The 16,250-nt window shown below is 72.1% G+C and carries 15 protein-coding genes; 11 read left to right on the forward strand and 4 right to left on the reverse strand.

Annotated elements, in window-relative coordinates; all coding sequences use genetic code 11:
* The first annotated feature begins 174 nt into the window (after nt 1-174).
* The 8 genes from OG753_RS29910 (at nt 175) to OG753_RS29945 (ending at nt 10,848) form a co-directional block, all read left to right on the forward strand.
* Nucleotides 175-2,139, forward strand: coding sequence for an acyl-CoA dehydrogenase family protein (locus tag OG753_RS29910; protein ID WP_405790829.1), 1,965 nt, complete (start codon nt 175-177; stop codon nt 2,137-2,139).
* A gap of 91 nt (nt 2,140-2,230) precedes the next feature.
* A complete protein-coding gene (locus OG753_RS29915; RefSeq protein WP_405790831.1) occupies nt 2,231-3,559 on the forward strand; it encodes a hypothetical protein in 1,329 nt (442 codons plus the stop codon).
* Nucleotides 3,560-3,580: 21 nt separating this feature from the next.
* Complete coding sequence (gene dxr / locus OG753_RS29920) at nt 3,581-4,834, forward strand: 1-deoxy-D-xylulose-5-phosphate reductoisomerase (protein ID WP_327264712.1); 1,254 nt, start codon at nt 3,581-3,583, stop codon at nt 4,832-4,834.
* Nucleotides 4,831-6,132, forward strand: a complete 1,302-nt coding sequence (locus OG753_RS29925; RefSeq protein WP_327264713.1) for a site-2 protease family protein — start codon at nt 4,831-4,833, stop codon at nt 6,130-6,132. The genes dxr and OG753_RS29925 overlap by 4 nt, the downstream gene beginning before the upstream one ends.
* A gap of 174 nt (nt 6,133-6,306) precedes the next feature.
* Complete coding sequence (gene ispG, locus OG753_RS29930; RefSeq protein WP_030386345.1) at nt 6,307-7,464, forward strand: flavodoxin-dependent (E)-4-hydroxy-3-methylbut-2-enyl-diphosphate synthase; 1,158 nt, start codon at nt 6,307-6,309, stop codon at nt 7,462-7,464.
* 160 nt (nt 7,465-7,624) lie between these two features.
* A complete protein-coding gene (locus OG753_RS29935; protein ID WP_327264714.1) occupies nt 7,625-8,467 on the forward strand; it encodes a GNAT family N-acetyltransferase in 843 nt (280 codons plus the stop codon).
* Between the two features lie 101 nt (nt 8,468-8,568).
* Complete coding sequence (locus OG753_RS29940) at nt 8,569-9,111, forward strand: GNAT family N-acetyltransferase (RefSeq protein WP_327264715.1); 543 nt, start codon at nt 8,569-8,571, stop codon at nt 9,109-9,111.
* Nucleotides 9,112-9,153: 42 nt separating this feature from the next.
* Nucleotides 9,154-10,848, forward strand: a complete 1,695-nt coding sequence (locus OG753_RS29945; protein ID WP_327264716.1) for a proline--tRNA ligase — start codon at nt 9,154-9,156, stop codon at nt 10,846-10,848.
* Between the two features lie 44 nt (nt 10,849-10,892).
* Here the strand turns inward: OG753_RS29945 and OG753_RS29950 are convergent, their stop codons facing one another.
* The 4 genes from OG753_RS29950 to OG753_RS29965 form a co-directional block, all read right to left on the reverse strand.
* The gene (locus OG753_RS29950; RefSeq protein ID WP_327264717.1) at nt 10,893-11,858 is read right to left on the reverse strand and encodes an SPFH domain-containing protein; all 966 of its coding nucleotides are present in this window, start codon (nt 11,856-11,858) and stop codon (nt 10,893-10,895) included.
* A gap of 175 nt (nt 11,859-12,033) precedes the next feature.
* The gene (locus OG753_RS29955) at nt 12,034-12,936 is read right to left on the reverse strand and encodes an aminoglycoside phosphotransferase family protein (RefSeq protein ID WP_327264718.1); all 903 of its coding nucleotides are present in this window, start codon (nt 12,934-12,936) and stop codon (nt 12,034-12,036) included.
* 16 nt (nt 12,937-12,952) lie between these two features.
* Complete coding sequence (locus tag OG753_RS29960) at nt 12,953-13,420, reverse strand: ferritin-like domain-containing protein (protein ID WP_327264719.1); 468 nt, start codon at nt 13,418-13,420, stop codon at nt 12,953-12,955.
* Nucleotides 13,417-13,959 (reverse strand): hypothetical protein, encoded by a 543-nt coding sequence (locus tag OG753_RS29965; protein WP_327264720.1) that lies wholly within the window; start codon nt 13,957-13,959, stop codon nt 13,417-13,419. The genes OG753_RS29960 and OG753_RS29965 overlap by 4 nt, the downstream gene beginning before the upstream one ends.
* Nucleotides 13,960-14,137: 178 nt before the next feature.
* Here OG753_RS29965 and rimP point away from each other — a divergent pair, with 178 nt between their 5' ends.
* The 3 genes from rimP (at nt 14,138) to OG753_RS29980 (ending at nt 16,136) form a co-directional block, all read left to right on the forward strand.
* Complete coding sequence (gene rimP / locus OG753_RS29970) at nt 14,138-14,635, forward strand: ribosome maturation factor RimP (RefSeq protein WP_405790834.1); 498 nt, start codon at nt 14,138-14,140, stop codon at nt 14,633-14,635.
* Between the two features lie 2 nt (nt 14,636-14,637).
* Nucleotides 14,638-15,696, forward strand: a complete 1,059-nt coding sequence (nusA, locus tag OG753_RS29975; RefSeq protein WP_405790836.1) for a transcription termination factor NusA — start codon at nt 14,638-14,640, stop codon at nt 15,694-15,696.
* A 146-nt stretch (nt 15,697-15,842) separates the two neighbouring features.
* Nucleotides 15,843-16,136, forward strand: a complete 294-nt coding sequence (locus OG753_RS29980) for a YlxR family protein (protein WP_327264723.1) — start codon at nt 15,843-15,845, stop codon at nt 16,134-16,136.
* The last annotated feature ends 114 nt before the right edge of the window (nt 16,137-16,250 follow it).

The following is a 16,250-nucleotide window of genomic DNA, read 5'->3' on the forward strand; positions in this document are numbered from 1 at the left end:
GCTCCGGCCGTCCCCTTTTTCCCCCGCTGGGCGGGGGAAGAGGCGCCCCGGCGCCCCGGGTTCGCCCGACTGGACCGCCCCGGCTTTTCCGGCGGAGCCGGACGGGGTACGACTCACAAGTAGCACCGGCTGGTAATCCGGTGAACCGACTCCGGCGGCGAGGTGAGTCCCCGCATGTCCGCAACACAGCCCGTACAGCCCGCACAACCCAGCGGCACACAGCCCAAGGTGACCGAGCGCGAGGCACGGCAGGTCGCGGAAGCGGCCCGCGAACAGGACTGGCGCAAACCCAGTTTCGCGAAGGAACTGTTCCTGGGACGCTTCCGGCTCGACCTGATCCACCCCCACCCGCTCCCCGCCGACGAGGACGTCCGGCGGGGCGAGGCCTTCCTGGCCCGGCTGCGGGAGTTCTGCGAGACCTCGATCGACGGGGCCCGCATCGAGCGCGAGGCGAAGATCCCCGACGAGACCGTGCGCGGGCTCAAGGAGCTTGGCGCCCTCGGTATGAAGATCGACCCCAAGTACGGCGGTCTCGGTCTCACCCAGGTCTACTACAACAAGGCGCTGGCCCTCGTCGGGTCGGTGAGCCCTGCCATCGGGGCCCTGCTCTCCGCCCACCAGTCGATCGGCGTACCCCAGCCGCTGAAGATGTTCGGCACGCAGGAGCAGAAGGACGCCTACCTGCCCCGCTGCGCCACCACCGCCATCAGCGCCTTCCTGCTCACCGAGCCCGACGTGGGCTCCGACCCGGCACGCCTGGCCACCACGGCGGTCCCCGACGGGGACGACTACGTGCTCGACGGCGTGAAGCTGTGGACGACCAACGGGGTGGTGGCCGACCTGCTCGTCGTGATGGCCCGCGTCCCGAAGTCCGAGAACCACCGGGGCGGGATCACCGCCTTCGTCGTGGAGGCGGACTCGCCGGGGATCACCGTCGAGCACCGCAACGCCTTCATGGGCCTGCGCGGCCTGGAGAACGGCGTCACCCGCTTCCACCGGGTACGGGTGCCCGCCGGCCAGCGCATCGGCGCCGAGGGCGCCGGCCTCAAGATCGCCCTGACCACGCTCAACACCGGCCGGCTGTCCCTGCCCGCCATGTGCGTCGGCGCCGGCAAGTGGTGCCTGAAGATCGCCCGCGAGTGGTCCGGCGTACGCGAGCAGTGGGGCCGGCCCGTCGCGCAGCACGAGGCCGTCGGCGCCAAGATCTCCTTCATCGCCGCCACGACCTTCGCCCTCGAAGCGGTGGTCGACCTCGCCTCCCAGATGGCCGACGAGGACCGCAACGACATCCGCATCGAGGCAGCCCTCGCCAAGCTCTACGGCTCCGAGATGGCCTGCCTGATGGCCGACGAACTCGTCCAGATCCGCGGCGGACGCGGCTTCGAGACCGCCGATTCCCTGGCCGCCCGCGGCGAGCGCGCCGTCCCCGCCGAGCAGATGCTCCGCGACCTGCGCATCAACCGGATCTTCGAGGGATCGACGGAGATCATGCACCTGCTGATCGCCCGCGAGGCCGTCGACGCCCACCTGTCGGTCGCGGGCGACCTCATCGACCCGGACAAGGCACTCGGCGACAAGGCGAAGGCCACGGCCCGCGCCGCCGGGTTCTACGCGCGCTGGCTGCCCAAGCTCGCCACCGGTCCCGGTCAGGTGCCCGGCACCTACCGCGCCTTCCACCCGGGCGGCCACCCCGACCTCTCCACCCACCTGCGCTACGTGGAGCGCAGCGCCCGCAAACTCGCCCGCTCGACCTTCTACGCCATGTCCCGCTGGCAGGGCCGGATGGAGACCAAGCAGGGCTTCCTCGGCCGGATCGTCGACATCGGCGCCGAGCTCTTCGCGATGAGCGCGGCCTGCGTCCGCGCCGAGCACCTGCGCGCCACCGGCGCCCACGGCCGCGAGGCGTACCAGCTGGCCGACGCCTTCTGTGAACAGTCCCGGCTCCGCGTCGAGGAGCTCTTCGGCCGCCTCTGGTCCAACACCGACGACCTCGACCGCAAGGTGGTCGCCGGCGTCCTGTCCGGCACCTACGCCTGGCTGGAGGAGGGCGTCCTCGACCCGTCCGGCGAGGGCCCCTGGATCGCGGACGCGACGCCCGGACCCTCGACACAGAAAAACGTGCACCGCCCCATCCGCTGACCTGCGATCATCGCCGGACGTCGGACAGACGTACGAGGATGAGTACGAGTACTGGTACGCGTACGAGCACAGCGCGAGGCGGACGAGAACGATGCCGACGGCCGAGGAAGACCGCACCAGCCGACGGCTGGCCTGGTGCGTGGCGCACCTGCTGCGCCACGCACCGGACCACGTCGTCACCGACATGACCGGCCGGCTGGACGAGCCCACCCGCAAATACCTGTGCCGGGACGAGTGGCTGTCCGCCGCGACCGTCACCCTCCTGCTGCGCCACGGCGGCGCGGCCGACCGGACCTACATCGCGCGCAACCCCCGGGTCGTCGGCCGGCCGCTGCCCGGCCTGCCCGGACCCGCCCGGTACGCCCGCCGCCGCACCCCGGACGAACTCCTGCCCCTGCTCCGCGCCGAACTCGGCCGGGATCCCGCCGAGGGGCCGCTCGACGCCGACGAGCTGGCCGGCCTGCTGCGCCGGCACGGCAGGCGCGGGCCACGGGTCCCCCTGGACATCCTGGCGGCGGGCCACCGCCCGGACCCGGAGGCGCTGCTCGCCGAACACCTCCGCGATCCGCTGCCGGCCGGCGCGGTCGAAGCCCTGCTGCTCGTCGCGGACCTGCCCCTGGAGAGCGTCCTCGCCCTCCTGGCCACCGGCGGGGCGCAGCCGGACGAGCGCTCCTGGCACCGGCCCGCCGTCCGGGCCGTGCGGATGGGCCGCGTCACGCACGACGAGCTCGTCACCCATGTGGCCCCCGCGCACCGGAGCCTGCTGCTCGCCCGCCTCCCCGCCGTCGGCGGCCTGCGCTGGACCCTGCCCGAACAGGCCGGCATGCAGAGCGCCGTGCTGCGGGCCCTGCGCCCGCTGGGGGACGATCCCCGGCTGTGGGCGGAGCTGCTGAGGCACGCCCCCGGCCACCGGGGCACGCTGCCCGGGCTGGTCGCCGCCGTGGTCGACGGCACGGCGGCGGAGGCGGCCGAGGCGGCCGCGCCCGGCCCCGAGCTCGTGCGGGCGGTGCGCCACCTGGCGCCGACCGCAGCCGAACCCTTCGGGGGCGTGGAGCGCGAGCTGGCGCTGGCGAGCCTCGCCGTGCCCATGGACAGCGTCCAGGAGGACATCCGCTGGGTGCGCGACTGCCTCGACCGCGGCCTGCTCACCGGCGTCGATGTGATCCGGCACAAGCTGCCGGCCTGCTGGGCCCTCGACCAGGACCACTGGCTCGGCGACGTGAACCATCCCGACCGGCACGACCGTCCCGCGGCCGTCCTCGCCTCGCACGCCGAGGCGGACCGGCTGTTGTTCCTGGCGCTCGGCGAGGAGCCAGGGGCCTGGTGGCGGGTCGCCCGCACGCTCCCGGAGTTCGCCGGAACCCTGCCGCACCTGCTTCTGCGGGTAACGGAAGGGGGCTCCGTGTCCGGCCGCTCCTGACTTCCGGCAACAATGGGGGGCATGAGCGACCGCCCAGCCCCCCTCGCCGATCCGCACCTCCTCTTCGACCCCGCGGCCGGCCTCCGGGACATCGTCATCCTCGGGTCCACCGGGTCCATCGGGACCCAGGCCATCGACCTCGCCCTGCGCAACCCGGACCGGTTCAGGGTCACCGCACTGTCCGCCGCCGGCGGGCGGGTGGAGCTGCTGGCCGAGCAGGCCCGGCTGCTGCGGGTCAAGACGGTGGCCGTCGCCCGCGAGGACGTCGTACCGGCCCTGAAAGAGGCGCTGAGCGCCCGGTACGGCCCGTCCGAGCCGCTGCCCGAGATCCTGGCCGGTCCGGACGCCGCGGCCGAACTCGCCGCCTCCGAGTGCCACACCGTCCTCAACGGCATCACCGGCTCCATCGGCCTCGCGCCGACCCTCGCCGCCCTGCGCGCCGGCCGGACCCTGGCCCTGGCCAACAAGGAGTCGCTGATCGTCGGCGGCCCGCTGGTCAAGGCCCTGGCGAAGCCCGGCCAGATCATCCCGGTCGACTCCGAGCACGCGGCCCTCTTCCAGGCGCTCGCGGCCGGCACCCGGGCCGACGTCCGCAAGCTCGTGGTGACCGCCTCCGGCGGCCCCTTCCGCGGCCGCACCCGCGCCCAGCTGGCGGACGTCACCGTGCAGGACGCCCTCGCGCACCCCACCTGGGCCATGGGCCCGGTGATCACCGTGAACTCCTCGACCCTGGTCAACAAGGGGCTGGAGGTCATCGAGGCGCACCTGCTCTACGACATCCCCTTCGACCGCATCGAGGTCGTGGTCCACCCCCAGTCCTACGTGCACTCAATGGTGGAGTTCACGGACGGCTCCACGCTCGCCCAGGCCACTCCGCCGGACATGCGCGGCCCCATCGCGATCGGCCTCGGCTGGCCCGAGCGGATCCCGGACGCGGCCCCTGCCTTCGACTGGTCCAAGGCGTCCACGTGGGAGTTCTTCCCGCTGGACACCGAGGCCTTCCCGTCGGTGGGCCTCGCCCGGCACGTGGGTACGCTCGGGGGTACCGCCCCGGCCGTGTTCAATGCGGCCAACGAGGAGTGCGTCGAGGCATTCCTGGCAGGTCGGCTGCCGTTCACAGCAATCATGGATACGGTCTCTGCCGTGGTCGATGAGCACGGGACGCCTGAGTCGGGAACCTCCCTGACGGTCCAGGACGTCCTGGAAGCAGAGGCCTGGGCCAGGGCCCGGGCGCGGGAGATGGCGGCACGGGCCGCCGCGGAGGCGCGCGCATGACACTACTGATGACGGTGCTCGGGGTCGTGGTCTTCGCCGTCGGCCTGCTGGTCTCCATCGCCTGGCACGAGCTGGGGCACCTCTCCACGGCCAAGATCTTCGGCATTCGCGTGCCGCAGTACATGGTGGGCTTCGGGCCGACCGTCTGGTCGCGGCGCAAGGGCGAGACCGAGTACGGGATCAAGGCCATCCCGATGGGCGGCTACATCCGCATGATCGGGATGTTCCCGCCCGGCGAGGACGGCAAGGTCACCGCCCGCTCCACCTCGCCGTTCCGGTCGATGATCGAGGACGCGCGCTCGGCCGCGTACGAGGAGCTCCAGCCCGGGGACGAGAGCCGGCTCTTCTACACGCGCAAGCCGTGGAAGCGCGTGATCGTGATGTTCGCCGGGCCGTTCATGAACCTGATCCTGGCCGTGGCGATCTTCCTCACCACCCTGATGACCTTCGGGCTGAACACCCAGACCACCTCGGTCGCCACCGTCTCGGACTGCGTCATCCAGCAGAGCGAGAAGCGCGACAAGTGCGCCCCCGGCGATCCGGCCGCCCCCGCCAAGGCGGCGGGCCTGAAGGCGGGCGACAGGATCGTCGCCTTCAACGGCCGCCCGGTCGGCGACTGGTCCGCCCTGCAGAAGGACATCCGCGCCACCGTCGGCCCCGCCGAGATCACGGTGGAGCGGGCCGGTCAGCGCGTGGACCTCACGGCCAATCTGATCGAGAACAAGGTCGCCAAGACGGACGGCAACGGCCGGTACGTCAAGGACGAGTACGTCACGGCGGGCTTCCTCGGCTTCGCCCCCGCCTCCGGATACGTCCCGCAGTCCTTCGGCCAGTCCGTCGACCGCATGGGCGAGATGATGGTGGCCGGCGTGCAGTCGCTGATCGAGCTGCCGTCCAAGGTCCCGGACCTGTGGAACGCAGCCTTCAACGGGGCCGAGCGCGAGCAGGACAGCCCCATGGGCGTCGTCGGCGCCGCCCGGGTCAGCGGTGAGATCTTCACCCTCGACATCCCCGCCCAGCACCAGCTGGTCTTCTTCCTCAACCTGCTGGCCGGCTTCAACCTGTCGCTGTTCCTGTTCAACATGCTGCCGCTGCTCCCGCTCGACGGCGGTCACATCGCCGGCGCCCTGTGGGAGTCGGTCCGGCGGGGCGTGGCGCGGATCTTCCGGCGCCCCGACCCCGGCCCGTTCGACGTGGCGAAGCTGATGCCCGTCGCGTACGTGGTCGCGGGCCTGTTCATCTGCTTCACCCTGCTGGTGATGGTGGCGGACGTGGTCAACCCGATCAAGATCACCTAGTTTGCGGGGCTCCACCCCGCCGGTACCGGAGCCGGGCACGGATCGTGCCCGGCTCCCTACGTTCGGGTGGCGCACCCCCTCGGATGCAAGGGCCGCGCCGTGGTTGGCGTAATCTCGAAGCCTGGAGCCCGCCGATCTCGGGACCTTGATCCACACCTTGGGGTTGCACAGCAGATGACTGCCATCTCACTCGGAATGCCGGCCGTGCCGACGAAGCTTGCCGACCGCAGGGTCAGCCGCAAGATCCAGGTCGGCAAGGTGGCCGTCGGCGGCGACGCACAGATCTCCGTGCAGTCGATGACCACCACCAGGACCTCCGACATCGGGGCGACGCTCCAGCAGATCGCCGAGCTGACCGCCTCCGGCTGCGACATCGTCCGCGTCGCCTGCCCGACCCAGGACGACGCCGACGCGCTCGCCGTCATCGCCAAGAAGTCGCAGATCCCGGTCATCGCCGACATCCACTTCCAGCCCAAGTACGTGTTCGCCGCGATCGACGCCGGCTGCGCCGCCGTCCGCGTGAACCCGGGCAACATCAAGCAGTTCGACGACAAGGTCAAGGAGATCGCGAAGGCCGCGAACGAGACGCGCACCCCGATCCGCATCGGTGTGAACGCCGGCTCGCTCGACGCCCGACTGCTGAAGAAGTACGGCAAGGCCACCCCCGAGGCGCTGGTCGAGTCCGCGCTGTGGGAGGCCTCCCTCTTCGAGGAGCACGGCTTCGGCGACATCAAGATCTCGGTCAAGCACAACGACCCGGTCGTCATGGTCAACGCCTACCGCCAGCTCGCCGCGGCCTGCGACTACCCGCTGCACCTGGGCGTCACCGAGGCCGGCCCCGCCTTCCAGGGCACCATCAAGTCCGCCGTGGCCTTCGGCGCGCTGCTCTCCGAGGGCATCGGCGACACCATCCGCGTCTCCCTTTCCGCCCCGCCGGCGGAGGAGGTCAAGGTCGGCATCCAGATCCTGGAGTCGCTCAACCTCAAGCCGCGCCGCCTGGAGATCGTCTCCTGCCCGTCCTGCGGACGCGCCCAGGTCGACGTCTACAAGCTGGCCGAGGAGGTCACGGCGGGCCTGGAGGGCATGGAGGTCCCGCTGCGCGTCGCGGTCATGGGCTGCGTCGTCAACGGCCCGGGCGAGGCCCGCGAGGCCGACCTCGGCGTCGCCTCCGGCAACGGCAAGGGCCAGATCTTCGTGAAGGGCGAGGTCATCAAGACCGTCCCCGAGTCGAAGATCGTGGAGACCCTCATCGAAGAGGCGATGAAGATCGCCGAGCAGATGGAGAAGGACGGCGTGATGAGCGGCGAGCCCACCGTCGCCATCGGCGTCTGATTCCCGGGCCCCGGTCCGTCCGGGCCCAGTAGGCGGCCCCGGTGCCGTTCCCGCAGTTCGGGGGCGGTCCGGGGCTGTTTCATGACCTCGGACGCGCCATCCCGGGGCGCCGCCGGGTACAGTGCGGAGATCAGCAGACTTGCATGGTGAGGCCCCAGTGTTGACGCAGACCACCACCCGGGTCCTTGAGCCCAGTGATCTCGACGCCGCGATGGAAATCCTCGGACGCGAGCCGGTCGAGAACGCCTTCGTCACCTCCCGGGTCCAGGTCGCCGGCCTCGACCCCTGGCGACTGGGCGGCGAGATGTGGGGCTGGTACGCCGACGGCGAGCTCCGCTCGCTCTGCTACGCCGGAGCCAACCTGGTCCCCGTCTGCGCCGGACCCGACGCCGTACGCGCCTTCGCCGACCGGGCCCGCCGCACCGGCCGCCGCTGTTCCTCCATCGTCGGCCCCGCCGAGGCCACCCAGCTGCTGTGGCAGCTCCTGGAGCCCAGCTGGGGCCCGGCCCGGGACGTCCGCTCCCGCCAGCCGCTCATGGTCATCGAGCGCCCGTCCGCCACGGTCGAGGCCGACCCGCAGGTCCGCCGCATCCGCAAGGACGAGATGGAACTGATCATGCCCGCCTGCGTGGCCATGTTCACCGAGGAGGTCGGCATCTCACCGATGGCCGGCGACGGCGGGCTGCTCTACCAGGCCCGCGTCGCCGAACTCGTGGCCAGTGGCCGCTCCTTCGCCCGCGTCGAGGACGGCAAGGTCGTCTTCAAGGCCGAGATCGGCGCCGCCACCACCCGTGCCTGCCAGATCCAGGGCGTGTGGGTGGATCCCGCATTCCGCGGCCTCGGCCACTCGGAGACCGGGATGGCCGCCGTCGTCGCGTACGCACTGCGCGACGTGGCCCCCGTGGTCAGCCTGTACGTGAACGATTTCAACGCCGCCGCGCGGGCCGCGTACCGGCGCGTGGGCTTCCGCGAGGTCGGGGCGTTCATGAGCGTGCTCTTCTGACAGCACGCCCGCCCACCCCGCACCGGCCTGATCCAGAAGGCCGGCCACGGACCCCGCCGATGGCATTCCGGCGCCCCCGTACCGCGAAGTAAGGTCGCCGCATGCTGCCTTCCGGACTTCGAATCGGTCCCCTCGACCTCGCCGCCCGCGTGGACGAGGCCCTGCGCGTGCAGGCCGTCGCCTTCGGCCTCAGCGAGGAGGAGGTCGGCATCCGGCGCTACATCGTGCAGCGCCACATGACCTGCCGCGGCGCCCGCGCCCTCGGAGCCTTCGCCGAGGACGGGGCCCTCACCGGATTCGTGTACGGGATGCCGAACGACCGCACCCACTGGTGGTCCACCATCGTCGAGCCCTACCTGCGGGCCGGCGGGCACGAACACTGGCTCGACGGCTCCTTCGTGATCACCGAACTGCACGTCCACCCCGGCTTCCAGGGCCACGGCGTTGGCCGCGCCCTGATCACCGGCATCACCGACGACGCCGCCGAGCCCCGCTCGATCCTCTCCGCCATCGACACCGAGAGCCCCGCCCGCGGCCTCTACCGGGCTCTGGGCTACGCCGACCTCGCCCGCCAGGTCCACTTCCCGAGCGCGAGCCTCCCGTACGCGGTCATGGGCGCCACCCTGCCGCTGACCAGGCCCTGAAACCGGTACCGCGGGCGGCGAGCGCCCCGGTAATCTCCCGGCATGTCTACGCAACACGTGCAGCGCATGTCCCGCCTCATGGCCAAGACCCTCCGCGAGGACCCGGCCGACGCCGAGACCCTCAGCCACCGGCTCCTGGTCCGCGCCGGCTACGTCCGGCGCAGTTCGGCCGGGGTGTGGACGTGGCTGCCGCTCGGCAAGCGGGTCCTGGACAACGTCTCGCGCATCGTCCGTGAGGAGATGGACGCGATCGGGGCCCAGGAGGTGCTGCTCCCGGCCCTGCTGCCGAAGGAGCCGTACGAGGTCAGCGGACGCTGGTCGGAGTACGGGGACCTGCTGTTCCGGCTGAAGGACCGCAAGGGCGCCGACTACCTGCTCGGGCCGACGCACGAGGAGATCTTCACCCTGGTGGTGAAGGACCAGTGCACCTCCTACAAGGACCTGCCGGTCATGCTCTACCAGATCCAGACCAAGTACCGCGACGAGGCGCGGCCCCGCTCCGGGGTGCTGCGCGGGCGCGAGTTCCAGATGAAGGACTCGTACTCCTTCGACGTGTCCGACGAGGGCCTCGCGGAGTCCTACCGGCTCCACCGCGAGGCGTACGTCCGCATCTTCGAGCGGCTCGGCCTGGACCACCGGATCGTGTCCGCGGTCTCGGGCGCGATGGGCGGCTCGGCGTCGGAGGAGTTCCTGGCGCCGGCCGGTGCGGGCGAGGACACCTTCGTGGACTGCCCGTCCTGCGCCTACGCGGCGAACACGGAGGCCGTGACCTTCGCCCTCGCCCCCGCGTCCGCCGAGCACCCGCCGCTGGAGGAGGTGGACACCCCCGACACCCCGACGATCGAGACGCTGGCAGCGCACCTGGGGGTACCCGCCGCGGCGACGCTGAAGAACCTCCTGGTCAAGGTCGACGGCGAGATCGTGGCCGTCGGCGTGCCGGGGGACCGGGAGGTGGACCTCGGCAAGCTGGGCGAGCACCTGGCCCCGGCGGTGGTGGAGCTGGTGACGGCCGAGGACTTCATGGACCGTCCGGACCTGGTACGCGGCTACGTGGGCCCGCAGGGCCTGGAGAAGGTCCGCTACCTGGCCGACCCCCGTGTCGCGCCCGGCACTTCGTGGGTGACGGGGGCCAACCGGGCGGACACGCACGCCCGGAACGTGGTCTGCGGGCGGGACTTCGAGGTGGACCAGTACCTCGACGTGGTGGTCGTGGAGCCGGGCGACCCCTGCCCGTCCTGCGGTGCGGGGCTGCGGCTCGACCGGGCCATCGAGATCGGGCACATCTTCCAGCTGGGCCGCAAGTACGCGGACGCCTTCGGGCTGGACGTGCTCGGCCGCGAGGGCAAGCCGGTGCGGGTCACGATGGGGTCGTACGGCATCGGCGTCTCCCGCGCGGTGGCGGCGCTGGCCGAGCAGACGGCGGACGAGCGCGGCCTGTGCTGGCCCGCGGCGGTGGCCCCGGCCGACGTCCACGTGGTGGCGGCGGGCAAGGCCGTGCCGCTCGCGCTGGCGGAGGAGGCGGCGACGGCGCTGGCCGCGTCGGGCCTGCGGGTCCTGCTGGACGACCGGCCCGGCCTGTCGCCCGGCGTGAAGCTCACGGACGCGGAACTGATCGGCGTGCCCTGGATCCTGGTGGCGGGCCGCCGCTCGGCCGACGGCGTGGTCGAACTCCAGCACCGCGCGACGGGCACCCGCGAAGAACTCCCCCTGCAGGAGGCCCTCGCCCGCCTGACGTAATGGACGAAGGGGCGGGGCGGGCGGGGAAAGGCTCCGCGCAGCGGCTACTCGCGCAGCCCCTCCCGCTCCTGCTCCGGCGGGGGCGCATCCAGCATCAGGCCGTCCGCCGGCCCGCCGAGCGCGTCCGGAACCGGAGCCCCGTCGAGCGCGTCCGCGTCCACGCCGTCGACCTCGGCCGGCCCGGGGCCTTCGGAAGCCGGGCCGGCCGGGGCCGGGTCCTCGGGGGAGGGGGAGGCCGTCGCCGGAGGCGAAGGGGCCGCGCGTTCCAGGAACCGCAGGAGCTCCACCGGAAACGGCAGGACCAGCGTCGAGTTCTTCTCGGCGGCGACCGCGACCACCGTCTGCAGCAGCCTCAGCTGCAACGCCGCCGGCTGCTCCGACATGACCTCCGCCGCCTCGGCGAGCTTGTGCGAGGCCTGCAGCTCCGCGTCCGCGTTGATCACCCGAGCCCGCCGCTCACGGTCCGCCTCCGCCTGCCGGGCCATCGACCGCTTCATCGTCTCCGGCAGGGACACGTCCTTGATCTCGACCCGGTCGATCTGCACGCCCCAGCCCACCGCCGGACTGTCGATCATCAGTTCCAGACCCTGGTTGAGCATCTCCCGGTTGGACAGCAGATCATCCAGGTCGGACTTGCCGATGATCGACCTGAGCGAGGTCTGCGCCATCTGCGAGACGGCGAAGCGGTAGTCCTCCACCGCCACGATCGCGCTCGCCGGGTCGACGACCTTGAAGTACACGACCGCGTCCACCCGCACCGTGACGTTGTCCCGGGTGATGCCCTCCTGCGCGGGCACCGGCAGCGTCACGATCTGCATGTTCACCTTGCGCAGCCGCTCCACCAGGGGGACGACCGTCGTGAAGCCGGGACCGCGGATCTCCTCCCGCAGCCTGCCGAAGCGGAAGACCAGACCCCGCTCGTACTGCTTCACGACGCGGGCCGCGGCGCCCATGTACACCACGACGCCCACACCCGTGGCGATGGCCGCTGTCAGCAGTTCTTCGACCATGACGGCCCCCTGCCGGACATACCTTCCTACCTACGGTATGCCCAAGGGGGTGTCCGGTCGATCAGGCCGGATCAGGGAGCGGGGTCCGGTGCCGTGTATCGCACGCCGACCGAGGACAACGCGGCGAGGCGCGGTGCCAGGGCCCGCGAGGCCGGCCTGATCGACCAAACACCCCCTACAGCCAGGCCGCGAACTCCAGCAGCAGCTCCGCGTCCCGGCGCCGCCCGGCGGCCAGCGCACGGTTGCCCGACTCCACCGCCCGGAACAGCGTCCAGCCCCGCAGCCGCTCCCGGTCCACCTCCAGCGCGTCGGCCAGCTTGTTCACCCGGCGCCGGGCCCCCGCCGCCCCCGCCGAGGAGGCCACCTGGTCCTCCAGCCGGTCCCGGACCAGCCGCGCCAGGTCGTACGCCCGCTCGCCGACCAGCGGATCGGGGCCCACCGTCAGCCACGGAGCCCGCTCGCCCGCCAGCACCTTGCCCTGCCGGAAGTTCCCGTGCAGCAGCAGATCCTCATCCGACGCAGCCACCAGCTCCGCCCGCATCGCCAGCGCGGTGTCGGCCAGCGACCGGACCTCCGCCGGAGCCGCCCGCAGGGCCGCCGACTGCAGCCCGGTGCGCTCCGCCACCGTCTCCCACCCGTGCCCGGCCGGCGGCGCCACCCACAGCCTGCGCAGCGTGCCGCTGGCCTCCAGCAGGGCCTTCGCCTCGGGCAGCGACCGCAGCGACACCTCCGGGTGCAGCCGCTCCAGCAGCAGCGCCCCGTCGTCGTCGTGATGCCGGGTGTCGAGGACCCGTACGGCCCCGAAGCCGCCCCAGTGGGCCAGCGCGGCCAGCTCCCGGTCGGGCCGGGCGTGCGGGGGCGCCAGCTTCAGTGCGGCCGGGGTCCCGTCGGCGTACGCGACGAGGACCACCAGGCTGCTGCGGCCGCCCGGGGCCTGCACCCGCCGGGCCTGGACCCCGCGCCGGGACAGCGCGGCCTCGGTGAGTCGGGGCAGCTGCCCCAGCCAGTCCGTGTCCTGCGCCGTTTCCGGCATCTCGCCGAGCGCCCGTACAAGCCGCTGCGGCGGTTCGAAAGCCATGCGTGCGTGGTCCCTTTCAGCTGTGCTGGGCCCGTTGCGCCTCGTCAGCGCGTTCCGAGAGCCCAGGGAAGGCTACGCCGACACCGCGCCAGCGTGCCGCGCGCACTGCCGCCTCGCTCAGCGCGTCGGCCGCCTCGCGGCGCAGCGGGCCCTCCGCCGCGCGCACCAGATCGGAGTACGCGCCGGCCACCCGGTCCTCGATCCCGGCGGCCAGCCTCTCGGCATCGGCCGCGGTGCGCACCTCGAACGGAAGGGCGTACGCCGCCTCCGCCGGCCGGGGCGCGCCGCCCAGCTCCCGCACCGTCCGGGCCAGTGCGTCGCGGCGCGCGAGGTGGCCGCCGTACGCCTCCCGGGCCTGCGCGGCGCGGTCGCCGGCGGACCGCGCGCCGATCACCCCGTAGCCGTACGCGGCCGCGTGCTCGGCGGCGAGTGCGGCCTGGGCGGCCTCCAGGGGCCGGCCGGCAGGGGTGGGATCGGGCTTCACGACGTGGCTCCGGGGGTCGAGGTCAGCAGGTAGGCGTGTACGGCGCCGCAGGCGGCCACCGAGGCCAGCAGCCGGGCCAGCTCCCCGGGGGCCCCGGCCAGGTCGATCGTCCGGGACTCCGACAGGCTGCGCTCGGCGTCCGCGAGCGCGGTCAGGGCGTCCGCGGGCTTCGGCGGCACCGGCTCACCGCTCGCCGCGGGCGCCGCGGCCCCCGTACCGCCGGAGCCGGACGGGGAGGGGGACGGCGGGTCCGAAGGGGTGAGGGCCAGGGCCGTGGTGTGAGCGGCGACGGCGGCCCGCAGCGGAGCGAGCCGCGCGGCCAGGGCCGGATGGGCGGCCGCCGTGGCGTCGTAACGGTCCAGCAGTCGCGTACTGTCACGGACGGCCGCCTCCCGCATCCGCCGTTCGAGTGGAATCGTGACGTCGGCACGGGTCGGGTGGTCGTCGGAGCACCCGGTGAGCAGCGCGGCACCCGCCGCACCGGCCGCACCGGCGAGCAGGCTCCTGCGCGAGGGTCTCGAAGGCAGAGTCCAGGGCACGGCGACGTCCTCAGGGTGATGGCGGGGCTGAATGGCGGCTGATGGCGGGGCAGGGTGGGATCACGGTACCCGGGGCCCCGTCCACAGGACGGACGGCAACACCCTCCGACACCGGATACCCTTTGACCTGACACACGACGGAAATCACAACAGCACACGCGGCCGAGGAGTCACCCGGATGAGCACCACCCAGAGCGACAGGCTGCGCGTACTGCTGGAGCCGCTCGTCGCCGCCAAGGGCCTGGACCTCGAAGAGATCGAGATGTCCCGGGCGGGCAAGCGCCGGATGCTGCGGATCATCGTGGACTCCGACGAGGGCGTGGAGCTGGACGCGTGTGCCGAGCTGAGTCGCGAGGTCTCCGACAAGCTCGACGAAACCGATGTGATGGGTGAGGACGAGTACGTCCTCGAAGTGAGCTCGCCGGGCGCGGACCGCCCGCTGACCGAGCACCGTCACTACGTACGGGCGACCGGCCGCCTCGTGAAGTTCCAGCTGGCCGAGGGCGGGGAACTGATCGCCCGCATTCTCGAAGCCGACGACGAGGGCCTGGACCTCGAAGTCCCGGGCGTGAAGGGCCGCAAGGCGACCGCCCGCCGTATCGCGTTCACCGACATCGCCAAGGCGCGTGTCGAGATCGAGTTCAACCGCAAGGACAAGAAGGAAGAGGAGGCGTAGTCGTGGACATCGACATGAGTGCCCTGCGGGGTCTGGTCCGGGAGAAGGAGATCTCCTTCGACCTGCTCGTCGAGGCGATCGAGTCGGCCCTCCTCATCGCGTACCACCGGACCGAGGGGAGCTTCCGCCGCGCTCGCGTCGTGCTGGACCGCACCAACGGTCACGTGGTCGTGTGGGCGACGGAAGACCCGAGGGACCTCGAAGAGGGCCAGGAGCCCAAGGAGTTCGACGACACCCCGTCGGACTTCGGCCGGATCGCGGCGACCACCGCCAAGCAGGTGATCCTGCAGCGTCTGCGCGACGCGGAGGACGACCTGACCTTCGGCGAGTTCGCCGGCCGTGAGGGCGACGTCATCACCGGTGTCGTCCAGCAGGGCAAGGACCCCAAGAACGTCCTCGTCGACATCGGCAAGCTCGAGGCCATCCTGCCGGTGCAGGAGCAGGTCCCCGGCGAGGAGTACACGCACGGTCTGCGCCTGAAGGCGTACGTCGTGCGGGTGGCGAAGGGCGTCCGCGGTCCGTCCGTGACCCTGTCGCGCACCCACCCCAACCTGGTGAAGAAGCTCTTCTCGCTGGAGGTCCCGGAGATCGCCGACGGCAGCGTCGAGATCTCGGCGATCGCCCGCGAGGCCGGTCACCGCACCAAGATCGCCGTCCGGTCCACCCGTTCGGGCCTCAACCCGAAGGGCGCCTGCATCGGCCCGATGGGCAGCCGCGTGCGCAACGTGATGGCCGAGCTGCACGGCGAGAAGATCGACATCGTCGACTGGTCGGACGACCCGGCGGAGATGGTCGCGAACGCGCTGTCACCCGCCCGGGTGAGCAAGGTCGAGGTCGTCGACTGGGACTCCCGCTCCGCCCGGGTGACCGTGCCGGACTACCAGCTGTCGCTGGCCATCGGCAAGGAGGGCCAGAACGCCCGCCTCGCCGCGCGGCTCACCGGCTGGCGCATCGACATCCGTCCCGACACCGAGACGGCCCCCGACGCGGACCGGGACCAGGACCGCGACCGGGACCAGGACCGCGACCGGGACCGCGACCGGGACCGGGGCGGGGAATAAACCGGTACCGTCCGGGGCTACCCGGACGGTAGACAGGCTGCAGGACCGCTGCTCCGGCAGCGGATATCAAGACAACACGACTGCCGTTCGATCTTTCTCCCGCCACTTGTCGGGAGAGAGGTCGGTGCGGGGAGGTAGACTTAGGCGTGTCTGGCCGGACGCAAGCCCGCGCATGCCCCGAACGCACCTGTGTGGGGTGTCGGGAGCGAGCGGCCAAGGACGATCTGCTGCGCGTCGTGGCGGACGGGGACGCATGCGTCCCCGATCCACGCGGCACGAGGCCGGGTCGGGGTGCCTACGTGCACCCCGCCGTGGTCTGCCTCGACCAGGCGATTCGCCGCCGTGCGTTCCCCCGGGCCCTTCGGTCCGCCGGAGCGCTCGACACGGAGAACCTGCGCAAAGCCGTGGCCGGTGAGGCCGGGCACACCGTAAAGAAGTAGTACGGCACGGATAACCGTGCGGTCAGGTACCTCGCGAGTTGGAAGTAGGTCGAGATTGCGATGAGCACTCGATGAGTACGCGATGAGTACGCCCATGAAGTAGCGACGGTCCGG

Origin of the sequence: Streptomyces sp. NBC_00029 (assembly GCF_045160505.1) — a bacterium.
GTDB lineage: Bacteria > Actinomycetota > Actinomycetes > Streptomycetales > Streptomycetaceae > Streptomyces.

Coding starts and splice junctions, on each gene's coding strand:
- OG753_RS29910 (WP_405790829.1), top strand. CDS start 175: ATGTCCGCAACACAGCCCGTACAGCCCGCACAACCCAGCGGCACACAG.
- OG753_RS29915 (WP_405790831.1), top strand. CDS start 2,231: ATGCCGACGGCCGAGGAAGACCGCACCAGCCGACGGCTGGCCTGGTGC.
- dxr (WP_327264712.1), top strand. CDS start 3,581: ATGAGCGACCGCCCAGCCCCCCTCGCCGATCCGCACCTCCTCTTCGAC.
- OG753_RS29925 (WP_327264713.1), top strand. CDS start 4,831: ATGACACTACTGATGACGGTGCTCGGGGTCGTGGTCTTCGCCGTCGGC.
- ispG (WP_030386345.1), top strand. CDS start 6,307: ATGACTGCCATCTCACTCGGAATGCCGGCCGTGCCGACGAAGCTTGCC.
- OG753_RS29940 (WP_327264715.1), top strand. CDS start 8,569: ATGCTGCCTTCCGGACTTCGAATCGGTCCCCTCGACCTCGCCGCCCGC.
- OG753_RS29945 (WP_327264716.1), top strand. CDS start 9,154: ATGTCTACGCAACACGTGCAGCGCATGTCCCGCCTCATGGCCAAGACC.
- OG753_RS29950 (WP_327264717.1), bottom strand. CDS start 11,858: ATGGTCGAAGAACTGCTGACAGCGGCCATCGCCACGGGTGTGGGCGTC.
- OG753_RS29955 (WP_327264718.1), bottom strand. CDS start 12,936: ATGGCTTTCGAACCGCCGCAGCGGCTTGTACGGGCGCTCGGCGAGATG.
- rimP (WP_405790834.1), top strand. CDS start 14,138: ATGAGCACCACCCAGAGCGACAGGCTGCGCGTACTGCTGGAGCCGCTC.